The 20,170-nt window shown below is 37.1% G+C and carries 23 protein-coding genes; 3 read left to right on the top strand and 20 right to left on the bottom strand.

Annotation, left to right across the window (positions count from 1 at the left end; all coding sequences use genetic code 11):
- Positions 1-48: 48 nt before the first annotated feature.
- The 11 genes from cspD to nagA form a co-directional block, all read right to left on the bottom strand.
- Positions 49-246, bottom strand: coding sequence for a cold-shock protein CspD (gene cspD / locus J2S74_RS17065; RefSeq protein WP_307327693.1), 198 nt, complete (start codon positions 244-246; stop codon positions 49-51).
- Between the two features lie 293 nt (positions 247-539).
- The gene (locus J2S74_RS17060; protein WP_307327689.1) at positions 540-962 is read right to left on the bottom strand and encodes a hypothetical protein; all 423 of its coding nucleotides are present in this window, start codon (positions 960-962) and stop codon (positions 540-542) included.
- A gap of 146 nt (positions 963-1,108) precedes the next feature.
- A complete protein-coding gene (locus J2S74_RS17055; RefSeq protein ID WP_307327686.1) occupies positions 1,109-1,576 on the bottom strand; it encodes a spore coat protein in 468 nt (155 codons plus the stop codon).
- A gap of 90 nt (positions 1,577-1,666) precedes the next feature.
- Positions 1,667-2,014 carry a hypothetical protein gene (locus J2S74_RS17050; protein WP_307327683.1) on the bottom strand — a complete coding sequence of 116 codons (348 nt, stop codon included), beginning with the start codon at positions 2,012-2,014 and terminating at the stop codon, positions 1,667-1,669.
- Between the two features lie 151 nt (positions 2,015-2,165).
- Complete coding sequence (locus J2S74_RS17045; RefSeq protein ID WP_307327681.1) at positions 2,166-3,905, bottom strand: phospho-sugar mutase; 1,740 nt, start codon at positions 3,903-3,905, stop codon at positions 2,166-2,168.
- A gap of 426 nt (positions 3,906-4,331) precedes the next feature.
- Positions 4,332-5,540: an ROK family transcriptional regulator gene (locus tag J2S74_RS17040; RefSeq protein WP_307327679.1), complete on the bottom strand. Its 1,209-nt coding sequence runs from the start codon at positions 5,538-5,540 to the stop codon at positions 4,332-4,334.
- Between the two features lie 37 nt (positions 5,541-5,577).
- On the bottom strand, positions 5,578-7,104 hold the full coding sequence (gene galT / locus J2S74_RS17035) for a UDP-glucose--hexose-1-phosphate uridylyltransferase (protein WP_307327676.1): 1,527 nt from the start codon (positions 7,102-7,104) through the stop codon (positions 5,578-5,580).
- A gap of 23 nt (positions 7,105-7,127) precedes the next feature.
- Positions 7,128-8,123, bottom strand: a complete 996-nt coding sequence (gene galE, locus J2S74_RS17030) for a UDP-glucose 4-epimerase GalE (RefSeq protein ID WP_307327673.1) — start codon at positions 8,121-8,123, stop codon at positions 7,128-7,130.
- Between the two features lie 166 nt (positions 8,124-8,289).
- Entirely contained in the window at positions 8,290-9,465 is a 1,176-nt protein-coding gene (locus J2S74_RS17025; RefSeq protein WP_307327668.1) for a galactokinase, read from the bottom strand.
- Between the two features lie 172 nt (positions 9,466-9,637).
- Positions 9,638-10,387: a glucosamine-6-phosphate deaminase gene (gene nagB / locus J2S74_RS17020; RefSeq protein ID WP_307327665.1), complete on the bottom strand. Its 750-nt coding sequence runs from the start codon at positions 10,385-10,387 to the stop codon at positions 9,638-9,640.
- 28 nt (positions 10,388-10,415) lie between these two features.
- On the bottom strand, positions 10,416-11,582 hold the full coding sequence (nagA, locus tag J2S74_RS17015) for an N-acetylglucosamine-6-phosphate deacetylase (RefSeq protein WP_307327662.1): 1,167 nt from the start codon (positions 11,580-11,582) through the stop codon (positions 10,416-10,418).
- Positions 11,583-11,783: 201 nt separating this feature from the next.
- Here nagA and J2S74_RS17010 point away from each other — a divergent pair, with 201 nt between their 5' ends.
- Both J2S74_RS17010 and J2S74_RS17005 read left to right on the top strand, forming a co-directional pair.
- Entirely contained in the window at positions 11,784-12,500 is a 717-nt protein-coding gene (locus J2S74_RS17010; RefSeq protein WP_307327659.1) for a GntR family transcriptional regulator, read from the top strand.
- 138 nt (positions 12,501-12,638) lie between these two features.
- Positions 12,639-12,767, top strand: a complete 129-nt coding sequence (locus J2S74_RS17005) for a hypothetical protein (RefSeq protein WP_307327657.1) — start codon at positions 12,639-12,641, stop codon at positions 12,765-12,767.
- Positions 12,768-13,217: 450 nt separating this feature from the next.
- Here J2S74_RS17005 and J2S74_RS17000 read toward each other — a convergent pair whose 3' ends face one another.
- From J2S74_RS17000 to J2S74_RS16975, 6 genes are all read right to left on the bottom strand, one after another.
- Positions 13,218-13,559: a hypothetical protein gene (locus J2S74_RS17000; RefSeq protein WP_307327655.1), complete on the bottom strand. Its 342-nt coding sequence runs from the start codon at positions 13,557-13,559 to the stop codon at positions 13,218-13,220.
- A gap of 65 nt (positions 13,560-13,624) precedes the next feature.
- The gene (locus J2S74_RS16995) at positions 13,625-13,825 is read right to left on the bottom strand and encodes a hypothetical protein (protein WP_307327652.1); all 201 of its coding nucleotides are present in this window, start codon (positions 13,823-13,825) and stop codon (positions 13,625-13,627) included.
- Between the two features lie 151 nt (positions 13,826-13,976).
- Positions 13,977-14,927: an ROK family protein gene (locus J2S74_RS16990; protein ID WP_307327650.1), complete on the bottom strand. Its 951-nt coding sequence runs from the start codon at positions 14,925-14,927 to the stop codon at positions 13,977-13,979.
- A 161-nt stretch (positions 14,928-15,088) separates the two neighbouring features.
- Entirely contained in the window at positions 15,089-15,547 is a 459-nt protein-coding gene (locus J2S74_RS16985; protein ID WP_307327647.1) for a Dps family protein, read from the bottom strand.
- Positions 15,548-15,869: 322 nt separating this feature from the next.
- The gene (locus tag J2S74_RS16980) at positions 15,870-16,382 is read right to left on the bottom strand and encodes a GNAT family N-acetyltransferase (RefSeq protein ID WP_307327645.1); all 513 of its coding nucleotides are present in this window, start codon (positions 16,380-16,382) and stop codon (positions 15,870-15,872) included.
- Between the two features lie 47 nt (positions 16,383-16,429).
- Positions 16,430-17,287, bottom strand: coding sequence for a LysR family transcriptional regulator (locus tag J2S74_RS16975; RefSeq protein WP_307327643.1), 858 nt, complete (start codon positions 17,285-17,287; stop codon positions 16,430-16,432).
- Positions 17,288-17,865: 578 nt separating this feature from the next.
- Here J2S74_RS16975 and J2S74_RS16970 point away from each other — a divergent pair.
- Positions 17,866-18,438 (top strand): LOG family protein, encoded by a 573-nt coding sequence (locus tag J2S74_RS16970; RefSeq protein ID WP_307327641.1) that lies wholly within the window; start codon positions 17,866-17,868, stop codon positions 18,436-18,438.
- A gap of 34 nt (positions 18,439-18,472) precedes the next feature.
- On the opposite strand, the gene J2S74_RS16965 is transcribed toward J2S74_RS16970, so the two are convergent.
- The 3 genes from J2S74_RS16965 to J2S74_RS16955 all read right to left on the bottom strand — a co-directional run bounded on the left by J2S74_RS16965 (position 18,473) and on the right by J2S74_RS16955 (position 19,982).
- Positions 18,473-19,201, bottom strand: coding sequence for a TraR/DksA C4-type zinc finger protein (locus J2S74_RS16965; RefSeq protein WP_307327638.1), 729 nt, complete (start codon positions 19,199-19,201; stop codon positions 18,473-18,475).
- A 143-nt stretch (positions 19,202-19,344) separates the two neighbouring features.
- Entirely contained in the window at positions 19,345-19,578 is a 234-nt protein-coding gene (locus J2S74_RS16960) for a hypothetical protein (protein WP_307327635.1), read from the bottom strand.
- 14 nt (positions 19,579-19,592) lie between these two features.
- A complete protein-coding gene (locus tag J2S74_RS16955; RefSeq protein ID WP_307327632.1) occupies positions 19,593-19,982 on the bottom strand; it encodes a hypothetical protein in 390 nt (129 codons plus the stop codon).
- Positions 19,983-20,170: the final 188 nt, after the last annotated feature.

Here is a 20,170-nt window from a genome sequence, read left to right as displayed (position 1 = left end):
AGCCTACTCCTATATGGAGTAGACTTTATTGTATTTAACCCGTAGGAATTAAAGCTTTACAACGTTAGCAGCTTGAGGACCACGGTCGCCTTCAACGATTTCGAATTCAACTTCTTGGCCTTCTTCTAATGTTTTGAAACCATCAGCTTGGATTGCTGAGAAGTGTACGAATACATCGTCTCCACCTTCACGCTCGATGAATCCAAAACCTTTTTCTGAGTTAAACCATTTTACTTTGCCTGTCATGTTAACGGCCTCCTTAAAAATAAATAAAAAGTTAAATCTTTGAATACCGCAAAACCATTTCATGCCTTACAAGAACTTGCTTCCGAGGCCGAAAACGTTTTTCGATTTCAAAACAATTTACTTCATGATCATATCATACAGATCATTGGGATGCAAACACATTTTTCCTGTAATGGCAATGAAATAACGTGTTTTTTCGACCCCTTTCGTTGTTTATTATAGACAAAGTTGGGCAATATCATTCCCCCTAATTTGCAACCCCATTAACCACCAAAGCAAACGCTTACAGGTTGCTACCCACTTACAATTATAAGCATAATAATGGAAATGATGGGGATAGCCCCTAATAATGGTATAGAAATGAAGAACAGTGTTTGAATCGGGTTGATTAGTTCATTAACTTTCACACTTGCTTTTACATCCCGAAAAGACATGAAAATTCTAAATGCCCCTAATAGAAACACGCTGAGGATGATGACGATTGGAATAGTCGGGTCAACCCTTTGTTCTTGTCCTTCCATAAAGATAAAGGCACCTATTACCATGAAAATCGGTATCACTTCAAAAAGTGCAACACGAATAAATAACTTTGTTTGCATTTTTTGAATGACATCCTTTGTTACTTCTTCATGAATAATTTTGTTCATCAAGCCTTGAAAGATAAAAATGAATCCTAAAACGAAAATGACACTTGCTAAGACAAATATGTATTCCATTTATTGCCTCTCCCCCCTTTATTTTATAATAAGACTATTGTACCTTCCCCATTTAACTTATGTCCAATATTCAGAACACAGTTATCTAAAGCAAAGTTAGAACAGAAAAGCACCCTGCATACATGTTTGCAGGGCACCTGTGTAACTTATAAGAGATCGAGTTTTATTGCTACAGCAATTAAAATTTGAACGAGAATTTGAATATTCGCAGCTATTTGTGCATCAACTGTTGTAATTTCTACATTTCGAGAATTTTCCACTACTGTTTTTTGGAAGGAAACTTGCTTAATCTTTGACGTTTGTAATAGCTCTTGAGTTAATTTCTCTGCTGTTGCTGGATCATCAACAGATAAACTAATCAGAACAGCAATTGCCGTCTGAATTCCTGCTTGAATATTTAATGCACCCTTTGTGTCTGTTGAAGTAACGGTAACATCACAGGAATCTTTTATAAAGATATATTCTTCGTTTAACTGAAGTGTTTTACTTTTGTTTACCGCTTCTTGTGCCTCTTCTTGAAAATCCTTACGATCACACAGTGGATGAGCACTATCAGGGTTCAGAGCATCCCAGTTTCTTTTCGCATCACTTGAACGATACACTTCTTGATTCATATTCATTCCTCCTTTTTCGTGTACTCGTTAACACTGTATGATTTAAAATACAGTTGGATTGGACAAAGCGCTCAAGAAAGTAGTCTAATTTTATCGTCTCTTCTTTCTTTTTCTTTTTTTTCCTTGTAAATATACTTTCGGCTTCGTTGTTGGTGGTTCAGGTTTCCTGTGGGCTAAGCTATTTTCTTCATCTGATAAATGTTCTAAATTTAAAGGCTCATTCCCCTCTACACCTTTTTGCTTTTTCGGCATGTCATGTTCCGTAATTTTCTTTTCCGTATTTTCTAAGAATTTTTGTACGTCTTTTTGTATATTTTCAACAATACTCTTAACTTTAACTTTTTGATCAGGGGTTAAATTTACTTTATCTGGGGAAATATTGTATTTTTTAAATAAACGATCTAAATACAGATCCATTAATTTATTTTGATCCTTCAAAATTTATCCCTCCTTATTTATCCACGATACTATAACGTATGCAAGGGAATGTCTTTCGCATGGGACCTTGACTAGTTTCCTTTAATTGGATCTTGAATAAATCAAAAAACAGTATGGCGAAGAACACCATACTGTTAGTGTAGATATTTAATTAATCCTGAAAAGCTTTCACCCGTTTAACCATTGGCTGCACAAGTTGATCTAACTTTTCCTCGGCTTCCTCCCCGGTCTTCCCCTTTACCCCAAAGTACAGCTTAAGCTTAGGTTCCGTTCCCGAAGGTCGTAAACAGAACCAAGAACCATCTGTCATAACATACTTTAATACATTTGACTTCGGTAGTCCTGTAGGGGACTCTTCCCCACTAACATGGTCCATAACTTGGCCTGTTAAATAATCTTCGGACAATTGAAGCTGAAACTCTCCCTCGGGACTAAACGTTTGCCCACGAAAGGAATCAATAAAGTTTTTCATTGTTTCCACCCCTTCTTTCCCTTTAAAAACAAAGGAATGGAGGGTTTCACGATAATAACCATAAGTCTCAAATACATTCTCTAAGCCATCAAATAGGCTTTTTTCTTGTTGTTTATAATATAAAGCTACTTCTGCTGCTAACAGAGCTGCTTGAACAGCATCCTTATCTCGAACAAAAGGCTTTACTAAATATCCGTAGCTTTCTTCATATCCGAATATAAAGGATTGGGTATTATCCTGCTCAAATTCCCTAATTTTCTCTGCAATATATTTAAAACCTGTCAAAACGTCGAGAGTTTTTACATCATGAGCTTTTGCTATCGTTTTCCCTAGTGGTGAAGTAACAATGGTTTGAATCATGATACTATCGTCAGGAAGATTTCCATTTTTCCTTCCAGAAGATAAGATATAATGAAGCATTAGAGCACCCGCTTGATTTCCAGTTAAAACCTCATACTCACCATTTCGATTTTTCGCAGCTATTCCTACACGGTCCCCATCAGGGTCTGTTGCAATTAACACGTCTGCATTTACCTTTTTACCTTCTTCGATAGCTCGATCGAAGGCCACATGCTCTTCAGGGTTTGCAGAGGTAACATTAGAAAAATTCTCATCCGGCTGCGATTGTAATTCTACCACATGAATTTCCGTAAACCCTGCCTTTTTAAAGCTATTCATTACAGGAATTTTTGATGCACCATGAAGTGGTGTAAAAACCACGGATAAATTTTTTCCATAATCTCGGACAAGCTCCTTATTTTGAATGACATCTAGTAGCTTTCCTTCATATACCTCATCCATTTCTTGTCCAATAAAAGTAAGAAACTCGTTATTTAAAAGTTCCTCTTCGTCCCTAGTTTCAATGGTTAATTCATCCTCTACTTCATTCACATACTTTAATAATAGGTCTGAGTCCTCACCAACTAACTGTGCCCCATCTTCCCCGTAAACTTTAAATCCATTGTATTCAGGAGGATTATGACTTGCAGTGATCATGATTCCTGCAGCTGTACCAAGCCTCCTAACGGAAAAAGACAACTGAGGAGTAGGACGCAATTCCTCAAATACGTATACCTTTATTCCATCAGCCCCTAGTACCTTAGCAGATTCTAGGGCAAATTTTCTTGAAAAACGACGATTATCGTAAGAGATAACGACACCTTTTTCCTTAGCTGCTTCCCCTTTCCCGGAAATTAATTTTCCTAATCCTTTTGCAGCACGACGTACAGTATATGTATTCATCCGATTCGTTCCTGGACCAATTTCTCCACGCATACCACCTGTACCAAATTCTAATGTTTTGTAGAAGGAATCCTCTAATAATTTTTGGTTATCCTTTAAAGCCTTAAGTTCTTCCTGTAAATCCTTTTGAAGCCCCCCAAACGATAACCAGCGTTCATAATGTAACTTCCAGTTCATCTATTTCTCTCCTTTAGATCAAAAATTTTGCATAACTCTATCATAATATGTTCATAATTTAAAACCAATAAATTATTTACGACAAAAAAGATGCTGCTTCTACAACATCTTTTTTTAAAAGGCTCTGTTAGTGGATAGTGTTGATTTTGGATATGCGTTGATTTTGCGAAAGGGGCGAGACTCCAGCGGGAAAAGCAACTGCCGAAGACCCCGCAGGGACGAGGAGGCTGAGGCGTTGCCCGCGGAAAGCGAGCTCCTGTAGCATAAATCAACAACAAAGACTAACAGAGCTTTTTTAAAAGGCTGTTTTCGTAAACTTTGTTCCTTTTTTAAAAGCTTGGAGAAGCGGAAAGCGTCCACATGTAGCGGATCCAAGCAAAATAAATGTATTCTCTTAAAAACAACTTTTATATACAGCTTTTAGAATTAATGGTACACAAACATGTCTGATAAAACTAAGGTAACTGCTCCGATCAATGATCCCTCTTCCCCTAGGGCAGACAAAATTATTTTTGACTCCTTAGCCTTCGACGTAAGCGCTCTCGATTGAACAATTTCCTTTAATGGCTCTAATATAAAATCTCCAGCTTTCGACACGCCGCCGCCAATAATAACAAGGGACGGATTAAATAAATGAATGACGTTTACAATGCCAATTCCAATATACCTTCCTGTCTTCTCTAACATTTCTATAGAAAGGGGGTCTCCTGCTAAGGCACACTGATATATTATGGGACCGTCTATTTTTCTATAATCTCCATTAGCTTTATCTGTTAACAATGTTTTTCTTCCTAGGGAGACTTCCTTTAAGGTTCTCTCTCGTAAGGCTTGACCAGACGCGTAAGTTTGAAAACACCCAAAACTGCCGCAAGAGCATTGTGGTCCGTCTAAATCGATGATTGTATGGCCTATTTCACCTGCAATGCTATCATTCCCATCGAAGATTCGGTTATTCAAAATTACTCCAGCACCAATTCCTTCCCCTACATTAATAGAAATAAGATTCTGATCATCTTTCCCCATCCCAAACCATTTTTCTCCCAAAGCCATTGACTTAGCATCATTTTCCACCCTTACTGGCATTTGAAACGACTTTTCTAAACGTTGTTTTATTGGGATGTTCCTTAAACCAAGTGTAGGTGCATAGAGGGATATCCCTGATTTACTGTCTACTATCCCATGCATGGCAACACCTATGCCAATGACACGGTCAAGGTTTGTTCGGCTATCATCAAGTATTTCTTCGATTAGCTGAATTATTATATCTAATAACCCTTCCTCATCAATCGTAAGTGGCATTGCCTGAACTTTACTTATGAGTAAATTTCCGTCTAAATCAGAGAGGGCATAGCGAATTTTTCGAACACCTACATCAACTCCAATTACATAATGATTAGGGTTGATTGTTAATAAAATAGGCTTCCGACCTCCACTAGATACCCCTGTATTCCTCTCTAATATTAAATCCTCTTTCAATAGTTCACTTACAATATTTGTTACAGTTGGAGGGGTTAGTTTTGTTTTTTTTGCTACTTCTGCTCGTGATATAGAACCATTAATCCGAATTGTATTGAGTACTAAAGACCGGTTCATCGACTTCATTAATTGAAAGCTTCCTGCAATTTGTGAATCCATTATTATCCCCCATTGACTATCTCCCTTAACCTCAATACTATTTCAAGCTATTAATAAATTGAAGAAAGGCCTGTTGTCCTTTTTCATCCCTTTTAAATACCCCTGCATGCTCTAAAATAACAGCAAAGGTCTTTCCTAATTCGCGTTTTAAGATATCATAACAATTCTCTTTCGTAACCTCTGAATAGCGCCCTAGAATATTCTGGGTCCATTGGTAGTGCTTGATAATATTCTCATTGCTCCTAATAGCTTTTTCTGGATTATGAGATAGCATGGCCGCTTCTAACTGCTTCATTTCTTCAATGAGTCTCCCAGGTAAAACAGCTAGCCCCATTACTTCAATTAATCCAATATTTTCTTTCTTAATGTGATGTACTTCCGCATGTGGATGGAATATTCCCATTGGATGCTCTTCATTAGTACGGTTGTTACGTAACACAATATCTAGTTGAAACTGTCCCTCCTCCATTCGTGCAATAGGAGTTATGGTATTATGAGGAATGTCACCTGAATGGGAGTACACACCTACTGTTTCATCACTGTACCCTTGCCACTTTTTACGAATATAGTCTGCCGCATAAACTACATCTGATTTATTCTTACCCGTTATTCGAAGAACGGACATTGGCCACTTTACTTTACCTAGTCTAACCCCAGGGAGGGATGGGATATGGAAGGTCTCCTCCTCCTCTGCCACTGCCATAGGGAATTGATGGTACCCTCCTTGGTAATGATCATGACTAAGGATAGAGCCTCCTACAATTGGTAAATCTGCATTCGACCCCACAAAGTAATGGGGGAATCGTTCCACAAAATCTAACAGACGAGTAAACGTTAACTTAGAGATTTTCATGGGCTCATGTTTATCTGAAAGTATGATAGCATGTTCATTATAATAAACATATGGAGAAAACTGCAGTCTCCAAGATTCCCCATTTAACTTAACGGGGATCGTTCTTAAATTTTGCCTTGCTGGATGATTCAACCTGCCTGCGTACCCTTCATTTTCTTTACAAAGTAAACAAAGGGGATAATTTGAAGATTCCACTAGTTTTGCGGCTGCAATCTCCTTTGGGTCCTTTTCAGGTTTGGATAAGTTAATAGTAATTTCTAATTCTCCGTACTCCGTTTTTACTCCCCAGCTTAAGTTTTTTCTAATACGATCTTGTCTAATATAGTGAGTGTCCTTACTATATTGGTAAAACCATTTTGTTGCCGTCTGCGGATCGTATTTTTCCTCTATTGCCTTAAATTCATGGATAACCTCTGAAGGTCTAGCTGTTAAGCACCCCATAATACTCGTATCTAATAAATCCCTTTCTGTTACGGTATTATTTTTTAACAAACCAGACTCGTACGCCCAATCTAAAATAGGTTTAAGAAGTTCCGATGGATCAGATACACCCTTTGCATCTACAACCTCTACGGGTGCTGTATACTCCTTTATATTGAGACGTTCCAATATAGCATTGCGGGAATACGTTGTATCATCAGAGGTAATTATATTTTTCTCTATTCCATATTGAATTAAGCGGTCAATAAGATAATTTATACTTGTATTCATCTTATCCCTCCGTATAGTAATATTTACTCATCGGCTCCATAGCCATTAGGGTTGGTTTGATGCCATTTCCAAGCAGTCTCAATAATATCCTCTATCGATGTATATTTCGGCTGCCAGCCTAATACCTCAATGGCTTTTTTTGAAGAAGCAATGAGAGTAGCCGGATCTCCCACTCTTCTTGGTGACACTTCTTTAGGAATGCCTTTTCCCGTCACCCTTTCTACTGCTTCAATGATTTGTTTCACACTGAATCCATTTCCATTACCAAGGTTAAAGACGTCACTATCCCCTTCATTTCTTAAATGATCTAATGCAAGTAGATGTGCACCTATAAGATCGGATACATGAATATAATCACGGATACACGTCCCATCTTCCGTTGGATAGTCATCCCCAAAAATGTTGATGACACCTCGCTGCCCTAATGCTACCTGAAGTACAATGGGGATTAAATGGGTTTCTGGTTGGTGATCCTCACCAATTGGATGTTTAGGGTGCGCCCCTGCCACATTAAAATAACGAAGGACAACATGCTTGATACCATAGGCGTTATCTGACCATTTCAACATCTTCTCTACAGCTAATTTTGTTTCACCGTAGGGATTAGTTGGATTTGTCACATCTGTCTCCATTATAGGCACACTTTCCGGTTCCCCATAGGTTGCTGCAGTGGAAGAAAAGACGATTTTTTTCACACCAAATTGAGCCATCTTTTTCAATAAGCATATTGCCCCATATACATTGTTTTCATAGTATTGAAGAGGCTCATTTACACTAACACCAACAAGGGAGTCTGCTGCAAAGTGCATGACGGATTCAATGTCATTTTCTTGAAAAACTTGCTCTAAGAGGTTGCTATTTTGTAGGCTTCCTATATAAAGCTTCGCCTTTGGAAGGACTGCTTTCTTATGACCGGTCTGAAGGTTGTCGATAACAATGACTTCTTCCCCCCGATCTAGTAAATCTGCTACGGCGTGACTGCCAATGTAACCTGCTCCACCACAAACTAGTACTGCCATTTATATCCGCTCCTTTATCAAAAAAGTTGGCTACTTTTTAAAGATAGTTTGTTGTAATGAGATAAGAACTTATCTCAAATCCGTTTCAGGCGGACGCTTTCCGTGGGCAACGCTGGAGTCGCCGCCTTTCCCTTCTTTTTAGATAACAATCAAGGACGCCTATAAATTAATTTAATTTTTTGGCTCCGTGGCCGATTCCTACTATATAAAAGTCGGGTTTTATTCCTGTTGCTTTTTCGTAACTGGAGGCAATACGATCTAAAACTTCCTCCATATTGTCTTCACGTACTAAACTAACCGTACAGCCTCCAAAGCCTGCCCCTGTCATTCGAGACCCTAAGACGTTTTCCTCTTCCCACGCTGCGTTTACTAATGCATCCAAGTACTCACCTGTTACTTCGTAATCATCTCGTAAGGAAACATGGGATTCATTCATCAGCTTTCCAAATGCAATCACATCTTTTTCCTTTAGCTTTTGTGCTGCAATTTTCGTCCTCTCATTTTCAGAGATGGCGTGTGCAGCCCTTTTTTGTGCAATTGGATCTTTTATTTCATCTTTGATTCTTTCAAATTCCTCTGTGGAAAGGTCACAAAGATTATTAATTTCAGTAACAGCTTGCAAGTCTTTTAAGGCATTCTCACATTCAGAACGCCTTTCGTTGTATTTAGAATCAGCTAACCCTCTCCGTTTGTTTGTGTTAGCTATTACAAGTTTCATACCTTCTAGCTGTACAGGAGCATACTCATAATGTAATGTGTTGCAATCAAGTAACACAGCATTTTCTTCTTTCCCCATCCCAATAGCAAACTGGTCCATAATTCCGCAATTGACTCCAATGTACTTATTTTCCGCCTCTTGGGAGAATTTCACCAATTGTATACGATCAAGGTTGAAATCGTTCATCCAATCCCATAGGACAGCTGTCACAAGCTCAATGGAAGCAGAAGAGGATAATCCTGCACCGTTAGGAATGTTACCGTAATAAACAGCATCAAACCCTCCCTTTCCTTCAAAGCCGTGCTTTTTAAGTGTTTCTATAACACCTTTAGGATAGTTGGCCCAATCGTCCTCTTTCTTGTAATCCAGATCCGTTAATGAAACGGTAATTATACCTTTTTCAGGGAAGTTATCAGAATACAATCGGACTAAATTATCTTTTCTTTGTTTAATAGCAGCATAAGTTCCTACTGTAAGGGCACACGGGAAAACCAATCCCCCGTTATAATCTGTGTGCTCCCCAATTAAATTTACCCGACCAGGGGCGAAGAAATAATGTAATTCCTGTTCCTCATTTATTGTGTCGTAAACTTTATTAAACATTTTACTTAACTTTTCTTTCATTTTCGTACCTCCCACTTGATTTAATTAGGATAACCATAAATTATAGTTCAATTATACATGAAACAATCCAATAAATACACCTTTCTTAATTAATTTAATAAAGTTTTGAGACTAATAAAAAATACTCATGAGTTCCCTTACTAGGAGCGCATGAGTATTTTAGTTTGATGTATTAATTTAGCTTTCTATCTGTGATTGTTACTAAACTTAACGCCTCATTATCGGCAATAATGGTTATGTTTGGGTGTCGTTGTAAAATGGTCGCAGGACACGATTCATCAACCTTATCGTAAAGAAGTCGATAAATCGCTTGCGCTTTTTCCTTTCCAGAAGCAAGAAGAAGGATTTTTTTACTTTTCATTATTGTGTCAATCCCCATCGTAATAGCTTGTTTCGGTACTTCCCTTCTATCATTAAAATACCTTGCATTTGCTTCCCTTGTTGCAGTCGTCAGATTAACAACATGTGTATTAGAATGAAAGGATGTACCTGGCTCATTGAAACCGATATGACCATTTTCTCCAATCCCTAATAATTGAAGGTCAATCCCACCCAATTCTTCAATTAATTGTTCGTAACGAACACATTCCCTCTCTAAATCTTCTGCTGCACCATTTGGTAAATGGGTTTGGTCCCTTTGGATATCAATATGTTGAAACAAATGCTGATACATATATTGATGATAGCTGTTTGGATTTTCAGGAGATAATCCAACGTATTCATCTAGGTTTACCGTTTGAATACCCTTAAAGGAAAAGTCCCCTTTTTTGTATAACCTTACTAGTTGTTTGTAAAACCCAATTGGGGTCCCTCCAGTAGCCATTCCCATTACTTTTATCCTTCTATTAACTAAATCCTCATAAACAAATTGAGCAGCCCGTTTACTCATTTCATTAAAATCTTTGACACCGATAACCTCCACAAGCTACACCTCCACTGCCGTTTTTAGCTTATCCATACACTTTTGTTCCGAGCACAAACGTTTGCTTCACTTCCAATTTTTCATTTAATACTACAAAGTCTGCATCTTTTCCAATTTCAATGGAGCCTTTTCTATCGTAAACTCCTATTTGCTTTGCTGGGTTTGCAGATGCCATTTGAATGGCTTCTTCAAAAGTACACCCAGAAAAGGAAATCATATTCCGAACAGCCTCGTTCATTTTTAATATACTTCCAGCTAGAGTTCCATCTTCTAAAGTTGCCTGATTATTTTTTACAAAAACATCTTGTCCCCCTAATTCATAGGTACCTTCCTCAAACCCTTTCGCTCTCATGGAATCTGTTATTAGAATGATACCATCTGCACCTTTGTTTTTATAAACTAGCTTAACCATAGGTGGGGATACATGAATTCCATCACATATTATTTCTCCTATTATCTCATCGTGCAGTAATACTGCTCCTGCAACACCTAGGTCTCGGTGATGTACACCACGCATTCCATTAAAGAGGTGAGTGGCATGACAGACACCTAAATCCATCGCTTCTTTTACTAGGTTATAGTAAGCATCAGAGTGTCCGATGGAAGGTACTACTCCAGTTCGGGACAATTCACGAAGAAGCTCCATTCCCCCTTTTTCTTCTGGGGCCATTGTTATTAACTTAATTGCACCCCCGGCGGTTTCTTGAAATTTATTAAAAAGATCCACATCCGGTTCAGAAATAAATTCCTTTGGTTGGGCACCAGCCCTTTTTTCTGAGATAAATGGCCCTTCTAAATGGACACCCAAAATTTCTGCACCTTCCCTATTCTTTGATGTCATAACTTCCTTTACTTGCTTTAGTGCCTCTAATTTAGCATTCTGAGATTGCGTGATCGTAGTGGCTAAAAAAGCGGTCGTACCCTCTGAAGGGAGTGCATTTTTTATCGTTACTAGGGCTTCTTCCGTACCGTCCATGACATCCCCATTGGCAGCACCATGTATATGCAAATCGATAAACCCTGGTACAATTCGTACGGGTTCAGTAAATACATAATCCTCAATCATTTGTTTTTCTCTTAATTTTTCCATTGGATAAAAGTTAGCTATAAGCCCTTCCTTTATTTCTATAACAGGGTCTTTAATAAACCCTTTGGAACTATATAGGGTCGCATTTTTAAATACATATTTTTTCAAAACTAAACTCTCCCTCCTCTCAATAATACAATTCAATTTAATTTGTTACTACAATTATACAACAATTTGTAATAACATTTAACACCTTTTTTTATAAATGTAGTATTAAATTTATTCCTACAATTAGATTGTGGTATGATTTAACTAAATACAAATTCAGTCTAGTCTATCTCCCATACAAGACAGGAGGCATTATTAGCTTTGGAACCACTTCACTCTTATATAAAAAATGAAATCATTGAAATGATAAATAAAGGTGAACTACTGCCAAATACACAATTACCAACGGAAGCCGAGCTTTGTAATAGGTATAATGTTAGCCGTACGACCGTAAGAAATGCATTACAACAATTAACAGCCGAAGGGTATATTTATAGAATTCAGGGAAGGGGAACTTTTGTATCCAATAACAAAGTTAAACAGACATTGACCCACACTAAAGCAGGCAATTATCGAGAACAATTAAAACTTCAAGGAAAAAAACCTAGTATACACGTTTTACAGTTAACGGTCATACCTGCTGATATGTTCTTGCAAAATATTTTACATATTAATGAAAAACAACCTGTTAATAAGTTAGAAAGAATCCGTTATGCGGATGAAGTCCCATTACAATATGAAATTTCTTATTTACCATGGCATTTAACCCCTGGACTCAATCGAGAGGCTTGTGAAGATTCCCTTTACAATCTCCTCCAGTCTCAATTTGATTTATCCATTTCCAGAACAGAAGAACATATCCATATAGTAACGGCAGATAAAAAAATAGCCGAAAAATTAAATACGAAAGCAGGTACACCTTGCTTTGAAATTGAAACATTTGCTTTTTTAGAAAATGAAACCATTATCGAATATTCAAAAGCGTATTTTCACGGAGAAAGGGCGAGCTTTATTATCGAAAGAAATTATACAGATTAACTTTCTCCGTTTTTACTTTTTATTAAAAGGTTGTTATTCAGCCTTCTGACTCCCCCCTTGAGGTGGACAAGCACACCCAAAAAGTTGTTGCCATAAAATATTAGTGTCGATTTAAGTCACACCCCAGGAGTGATTGATATGGAACAGCAGGATAACTTATCCTTATTGATAAAAGCCCTATTTTTTATAGGTTCCCTTCTATTTCTCATTGCCACCTTTCTTAACCTTCAAGATGAAATTAAGAATGGCAATAACTTACTAAGCTAATTACAGTATAAATGACTAATGAGTTCTTCAAGAAGACAGTGGATGTTCTTACACGGTTAAAGTCTCCTTATTAGACTTAATTAGAAATACTTTACGTTCCCGGTAAAGGAAAGCTGCCAATAGTATACAAGATAGGACATCAGCAATTGGGAAAGCAAGCCACACACCCATTACACCAAAATAGGCGCAGCAGAATTAAAAGTAACGGGATAAGAAATAATACTTGCCTTGCCATTGATAAGATAAGAGCTGGCTTCGCTTTTCCAAAGGCTTGATAAAACACTCACTAATAACTTGCTCATCAATTTACTTTACCCCGTAATTAGCTTATATTTTTGTCTCTCTTCTACATAAATCTTTTTTATACTACTGTTCATTCTTATCATCCATAAAAAAACAGTTCAAAAAAGGGTGTCTCTAAAGGTTAAAACCAACCTTCTTAGACACCCTTTAGTGGCAATACGCCAATCCGAACTCATCAAATTGCCCTGTAACATCTAACATAAATGCAACTTCTCTATCATCATCAAGTCTTAATGCGATCTCGTATTGCTTATTATCATTTATATGAATTAACCTGATTGCATAACGGTCTTCTTCTTCCCAATAATTTACTGTTTCTATTTCTAAGTTCTTTTCTTCAAGAGAATATTCTTTCGCAACATACTCAATACTATGATTTGCCGCTGCTCTGTCATCCGCCGACAAATTATCCCCACCAAGTACATACCAGCCAGCTGGTACTAAGAGAAATAACACTAAAATTATTGGTATCCACCACCGGCGATTCATAGAGCTCCCCTCCATTCCAAGCATAACATTATTCTTATTATATAATGTATGATTACTTTTGTGTACTATTTCCTACTATTTTGATAGGAAATAAAGAATATATCACTCGAATCCGTTAGAGGCGGACCAATTACACCTAAAGGCAGCCCACGTCCTGCGTCTGTGGGCAATGCTTCAGCCTCCTCAGGCCATGTCTCTTCCTCTGCAAGTATCGCTTCGGAGCTGCATCCAAGAGTCATCATGAGGTACCGCTCGCCCTTACTCAAGTGGCATCACTGTGATGCCTCTCTAAAGTAAATGCTTGTCGCTGGAGTCGCCGCCTTTCACTCCTTTGAGTTGTCAAAAAACCAAGAATGATCTGTCTGAAAAGAGTCTAATACAAGGAAAGGGGCTGGTAAGATACTGGAGTACTGTAGCTTAATCTTGAAAGTAATCCACAAGTGCAGCTGCACCGAATAGCCCTAAATCCCCACCTAGTTTCGTTACAGAAAAATCCAAGTTCTCAGCCATGCTTGGTAATATCATCTCTCTCGCCCTTTCAATTACCGGCTGAATAAAGGTATCACCTGATTGCATTACTCCACCACCGAAGACAATTTTTTGCGGGTTGTAAGCATGGGCAATGTTTACAATTCCTAATGCTAAGTCCATTTGAACTTCTTCTATAATGTGCTTTGCAAAGGAATCCCCTAGATTTGCCGCTTCAATAATTTCTTTTGAAGATAAAAGATCAAAGTTCTTTAGTATAGTTGGTCTGTCGTAATTCTTTAATGCTTCTTGAGTTCGAGTAAATATCCCCGTCCCAGATGCTTGGGCTTCAAGACAACCTCGATTTCCGCAAGAACACATATTTCCATCAGGACGAATGATTATATGACCTACTTCCCCTGCACTACCCTTATCCCCTAGCATAAGTTTTCCATCAGAAATGATACCACCTCCAATTCCGGTACTTACGGTAATATAAACGAGATTTTTAACTTCCTTGTTATAAGCATATAAAAACTCCCCTAAAGCAGCTGCATTAGCATCATTATGTAGAAATACTGGCAAGTTATATTTGTCCTGTAGGTTTTGCCTTAGGGGAATGTTATCCCATCCTGGCAAATTGGGAGGTGATTGAATTTCACCTTTCCAAGGATCTAATGGCCCCGGAGAGCCAACACCAATTCCCTTAATTTTTTGAGTCTTATCCACTTCTTTACTATTTAAAACTTCATTTATTAATAACTTTAGCCTTTTTATAGCTACTGTTGCACCTTCTTGAGCGTTAGTTAATATTTTTTCTTTTACAACAAGGTTGCCCCCATCATCAAAAATCCCCACCCGCATATTTGTTCCGCCAATATCAATACCAATTCGATACACTTCGATTCCTTCTTTCTCAACATTTTATTGAATATTAACTTTAATCATCGTACAACAAATTAATTTTACAAATAATCTCTTCCTGTTGTTCTTAAATGATAAATCAAAAAAGGGGAAGCCAAAAGGTAAACACACCTTCAAACTCACCCCCGACTACTTATTTATGCTCTTGTTGGTACTTTATTTAAATATGCCTTTAACATCCAATTATGTTTTTCAATGGACGCTTTAATTCCAATAAATAAATCTGCTGTAGGATGATCACCTGCATTTTCGGAAAGCTCGATTATCGATTCTAATTGTCCTTTGAAGTGATCAAAATCGTCTGATAATGCAGCAACCATCTCTGCAGGGGATTCCCCCCCTTTTGCTTCGTCAATAGATGTATGATCTAGGTAATCCCTTAAGGTGGAGACAGGTTCTCCACCAATCATTAAGATCCTTTCCGCAATTTCGTCGATATAACCAGCAGCTTCGGTGTAGATTTCTTCAAACTTTTCGTGAAGAAGGAAAAAATCTTGCCCCTTTACATACCAGTGATAATGGTGCAGCTTCGTATTTAAAACATTCCAGTTCGCTAATTGTTTATTCATTGATTGTACAAGATTCTTTTTACTCATAAATCAACACTCCCTTTAGGCTAATTTAATACTGTATTTAGATTATAACCAATATAATAATTAATTTCAAATAATAATTATTATAATTAAAGATTTCAAAAGAAAAAACTTCATTGTTAGGATTCACAAATTATTAAGGATTATTCATTGTAGCCTATGTAGAGCTTGTACCCTATTTTTTATGAATTAAAACACGCGGTTACGATTCCTTATCTTGATTATTTTTCTTTACGTAGGGGGGAGTATTGTGAGTGTATTTAGGTGAAGGCTTTTAGAGTATCATTTCATTTAAGTAAATTTACTTCAATGCCTTCGTACTTATTTAATCCAAATATAACGCCATCAATTCTTCATCCCAATATTCCCCTTTATGCTTCAATGCTTTCTTTTCTACACCATATGTTTCAAACCCTTGTGATTTATAAAGGGATTTAGCCGCATAATTATGGGTAATTACCATTAATTGAATTTGCTCTATCTGCTGTTCCTTTCCTTTTTGAATAATCTCTTGGATCAATTTTCTACCTATCCCTTGTCCTCGGGCCCCCTTCGAAACATACATTCCTTGCAAACTACCTTTATGCTTCATTTTTTCCAGAGGATACCTTCTTAATGACCCTATGGCTGCTAATTGTCCATTTAAAAAAACACCGTATGTGGCCATTCCTTCTCCAGTTATATAATGCTTTACATTTTGCTTCGGATCCTCCCCAGCTAAAGTTTCTTCGTATGTAGAAGCAAACGCTTCTGGGCTACTTTGTAAAGCCTCTAAGCGAATGGTCCAATAAGCACCTAAATCGTCTTCCACTAAACGTCTAATTATTAATTTATTCATAAAAACCTCCATTCACCACGTTTGATCATCGTACATACCCAACTGATTTATATATTTATTTCCTCTAATAGTTTTAAGAAAGCCTCTACTTGTGGTAATGCTGTAGCTTCTTTGGAGTATGTTACCCAAGTATCCCTTGATAACGGCTTATCACCAATTCTTAAGGATTGTCTGTTGTAGCCATCATCTGCTAAATCAACAATAGCACTTTCGGGTAATATAGCCGAACCAATCCCTTTTTTCATTAGTTGTTTACATGTTCCAATTTGATCTACCTTAATGATTTGTGAGAATTTTACTTGATTATGTTCTATCAGCCATTTAGAAAGTGAGGATTGTAAAGATTCGTCTCCCTCAAAAACGATAAGAGGACGCAATTGCCCCCCTCCATTTCTACTCCCTGCCTTCTCAATAAGAAAAAGCTTATCATTCATAAAATGGTGACATAATTGAGTCTTAATTTTATCACCACGAATAATTGCAACGTGAAAATTTAAGAGGTTTTTTCTTATTTCCTGGCTTAGTCCTGTAGTTAAGTGAAGTTGGACTTTCGGGTAATTTTCTATATATCTTTCCAGTAGACTAGGTAATACATACTGCCCAATAACAGAAGATACCCCAATCGATAAAGTTCCAGCTACCTCCCCTTTTAGGGCTGCTAATTCATCCCTTAGCTCTGCCTCCTTTTTTAACATTTCCTCACCGTGGTTAACAACCTTTTCTCCAGCAGGAGTTATCATTAATTGTCTAGGTGTTCTTACAAAAAACTCCATTCCCCAATTTTGTTCGATTTGCTTTAAGCGTTGACTAATGGCTGGTTGAGAAATCATTAATTTTTCCGCAGCACCCTTTACTGTTCCAGCACGGTGCAACGCCACCAATAACTCATAGTCCTCTACTTTCATTATGAAACCTCCATTTATATAATGAATACTTATATGAATTTTAAATTTGCAAGTGATTTTGATTATATAATTGGATAATAGCATCTTTTATTTTAAGGGACAATAGTCAAAGGAATATGTTAACAAGAATTGATAATTAAGCAGCACATTTACAAAGAGCACTAAATTGTGTTATACTTTTTATGCATCTCAAATGCATTTCATACAGAAACATTATGATTTTGCTTTTTTCGTAACTATTACAACAATGAATAATATAAATTACGATAGAATTTTTTTAGTATCATGTTTTACATTCTGAGTTCCTTATTTATACTGGAACGGTCTCGGAGCCGTAAGGACGAAAGAGAAGGTAGGGCTTTCGTTATTTAAGTTAATCAGTAGTAGCAGATCTACCGCGGCAAAAATAAAGTAATATCATAAATAAAAGGGTAAGCCAATGTTCATGGCTCTGCCCTTTTCTATTTGAATAAGATCAATAAATAAGTCATTATTACCTTACAACTAAGATATTGATAAAAATGGGAAACACTATATAGTAATGTGCATTTATGTTGAGTACATTGGAGGCAGTATGAATGAAGAAAATATGTATCTTTTGTGGTTCAAGCTATGGAAACAATGAGATTTATAAAAAGGAAATTGAAGCCTTAGGTAAATATCTCGGTGAAAACGATATGGACTTAATATACGGTGGGGGAAATTCAGGATTAATGGGGGTACTATCTAAAGCTGTGATCGATCACGGAGGTCATGTAACTGGAATAATACCACAGAAGCTATATGAACAGGTGGATCATATAGAACTAAATGACCTTCAAATCGTAGAGACGATGCACGAAAGAAAGTACAAAATGTATGAGTTGGCTGATGCATTTATCTCCTTGCCAGGAGGGATTGGAACGTTAGAAGAAATTGCAGAAATTTTAACATGGCAGCAGATTGGCTATCATCACAAACCGGTTGGAATTTTAAATATTAATAATTTCTACAGCCCGTTTCGAGATATGCTCCTCCATATGGAAAGGGAAGGGTTTCTTAAACGTGAATTTCTTGACACACTCATTGTGGAAAATAATATATCCCAACTCCTAGAAAAAATGAAGGCTTATGAACCTATCCTTCACAGCAAATGGGACAGTAAAAATTAGCCACCATCCTACTGGATGATGGCTCTGACCATAATTATTCAAACTCCGGTTCACTATTGTATTCCATCGTATTTGTTACATCGTTATCTTCAAGATAGTTTTCGTAATCCCGATGATAAACACTGATACCAGAGAAGCTTCCGTCTATATTTGCCGTTGCAATATTTTCTACATCCTCTACATATCCCACCGGTTCATCAGATTCCACAAACATGTTGTTGTAGTCCTTGTCTGTATCATAAAAATCCGATGGTGATTCGGAACTTCCATATACGCTAACCGTTTGCCAAGCATCCTCAGCATCAAAAAACGTTTCATTTCTTGGACTCTCATCATATTCAAACTCACCAAATGCAGGGGCTATTACAGCTTCTTCTACTGGCCTGTTATCAGATACCTCATTTTCCTCCGTATGGTTAATACACCTTCTTGTCTCTGGAACAACCTCTAATCTTTCATAAGGAATTTCTTCCCCACAAACCTCACACTGACCATAGGTTCCTTCATCTATAGCCTTTAGGGCGTTATTTATTTCATCCATAAGGTGTTCAGAATGCTCATTTAATGCTAAGTCCTTTTCTCTTTCATACAATTCTGTTCCTAAATCTCCAGGATGATTATCATAATTAGAAAGTTCACTAACCGATTCCTTAGCTAATTCAAAATTAAGACCATAATGTTGCCCATTAAGGCGAGATTCAAGTTCTTCTTTCGTTTGAATTAACTGGTTCTTCAATTTATTTTTTTGATCATTTGTAAGCAATGTTGCACCTCCAAAACATAATTTGCGGTACACTCGTAGTTTGCCACGATCCATATTCAATTCACTGCAAACATTTTGGCAGTATATTTGCAATAAAAGGAAATCGGATATTAACTTTTGTAATTGCTAGACAGCCTCTTAGCCTAATTTAAGGAATTATTTTCATTTTGTTGCCTTAATTCATCTTGTGCTAAGTCTCTGTTGGCTTCTTCTAATCCTTTATGTTCATCCACAGCATCACCAGGATAGTACTGATTCGTTTTTAATGGATTTCTCGAACTCATATTAGTGTGAATCGTAATTTCTTGATCTTCCGGTGTATTTGTTAAAGTTACATTATCTGCTGCATAGGTTTTCTTCTTATTGTTCCCTTTCATGTAACTTTACCTCCTTACGTTTGATCTGCTTTTCGTATATATTCTGCATCATAACTGTTTTCACCAGCATATACCGTCAATAATGTATCAGCGTAACCAACTAACCTGTTTATAATTTCATCACATACAGCGTAAACAAGGGTGTAGTTTGTAGAGTGCCCTAGGATAGGATCAGTAAAAATGATCGTGGTGTTTATATGGACATCACGATTACCTTGCAGCTCATAATGGATAAACGTTCTCCCAACTGCTCCACCCGATTTTGGATCTTGATAGCTAGGTAAGAACACATACCAATCCTCAGCAGTAGCGGAACGAAAATTTTTCGTAAAATTTATTCCATTAATTTCATGGTCAATTTTCTTTTGTAACTGGGGATTTTTTAACTCATTAATGTTTTCCATGATCTTTTACCTCAATTAGTACGAATTAGTCTTATTTTTTGTGAAATGTTCAAGAGTCATCCTTCCTAAATACTGGTTAGTTTTTAAAGTTGCTTTTCCCAGAGGAGTCCCGTATCTTCCATCAATCAACATTGCACACATAACCTTAAATTACTTTTCATTATTTACCGTATAATGATGAGCTTCAA

This window comes from Evansella vedderi (assembly GCF_030813435.1).
Taxonomy (GTDB): domain Bacteria; phylum Bacillota; class Bacilli; order Bacillales; family Salisediminibacteriaceae; genus Evansella; species Evansella vedderi.
The sequence above is the reverse complement of the archived record's forward strand: the minus strand, read 5'-3'. Positions and strand labels throughout refer to the sequence as shown.

Excerpts from the sequence above, each read along its gene's own strand:
- cspD (WP_307327693.1), bottom strand. The coding sequence starts at position 246 with ATGACAGGCAAAGTAAAATGGTTTAACTCAGAAAAAGGTTTTGGATTC.
- J2S74_RS17060 (WP_307327689.1), bottom strand. The coding sequence starts at position 962 with ATGGAATACATATTTGTCTTAGCAAGTGTCATTTTCGTTTTAGGATTC.
- J2S74_RS17055 (WP_307327686.1), bottom strand. The coding sequence starts at position 1,576 with ATGAATCAAGAAGTGTATCGTTCAAGTGATGCGAAAAGAAACTGGGAT.
- J2S74_RS17045 (WP_307327681.1), bottom strand. The coding sequence starts at position 3,905 with ATGAACTGGAAGTTACATTATGAACGCTGGTTATCGTTTGGGGGGCTT.
- J2S74_RS17040 (WP_307327679.1), bottom strand. The coding sequence starts at position 5,540 with ATGGATTCACAAATTGCAGGAAGCTTTCAATTAATGAAGTCGATGAAC.
- galT (WP_307327676.1), bottom strand. The coding sequence starts at position 7,104 with ATGAATACAAGTATAAATTATCTTATTGACCGCTTAATTCAATATGGA.
- galE (WP_307327673.1), bottom strand. The coding sequence starts at position 8,123 with ATGGCAGTACTAGTTTGTGGTGGAGCAGGTTACATTGGCAGTCACGCC.
- J2S74_RS17025 (WP_307327668.1), bottom strand. The coding sequence starts at position 9,465 with ATGAAAGAAAAGTTAAGTAAAATGTTTAATAAAGTTTACGACACAATA.
- J2S74_RS17005 (WP_307327657.1), top strand. The coding sequence starts at position 12,639 with ATGGAACAGCAGGATAACTTATCCTTATTGATAAAAGCCCTATTTTTT.
- J2S74_RS17000 (WP_307327655.1), bottom strand. The coding sequence starts at position 13,559 with ATGAATCGCCGGTGGTGGATACCAATAATTTTAGTGTTATTTCTCTTA.
- J2S74_RS16985 (WP_307327647.1), bottom strand. The coding sequence starts at position 15,547 with ATGAGTAAAAAGAATCTTGTACAATCAATGAATAAACAATTAGCGAAC.
- J2S74_RS16980 (WP_307327645.1), bottom strand. The coding sequence starts at position 16,382 with ATGAATAAATTAATAATTAGACGTTTAGTGGAAGACGATTTAGGTGCT.
- J2S74_RS16975 (WP_307327643.1), bottom strand. The coding sequence starts at position 17,287 with ATGAAAGTAGAGGACTATGAGTTATTGGTGGCGTTGCACCGTGCTGGA.
- J2S74_RS16970 (WP_307327641.1), top strand. The coding sequence starts at position 17,866 with ATGAAGAAAATATGTATCTTTTGTGGTTCAAGCTATGGAAACAATGAG.
- J2S74_RS16960 (WP_307327635.1), bottom strand. The coding sequence starts at position 19,578 with ATGAAAGGGAACAATAAGAAGAAAACCTATGCAGCAGATAATGTAACT.
- J2S74_RS16955 (WP_307327632.1), bottom strand. The coding sequence starts at position 19,982 with ATGGAAAACATTAATGAGTTAAAAAATCCCCAGTTACAAAAGAAAATT.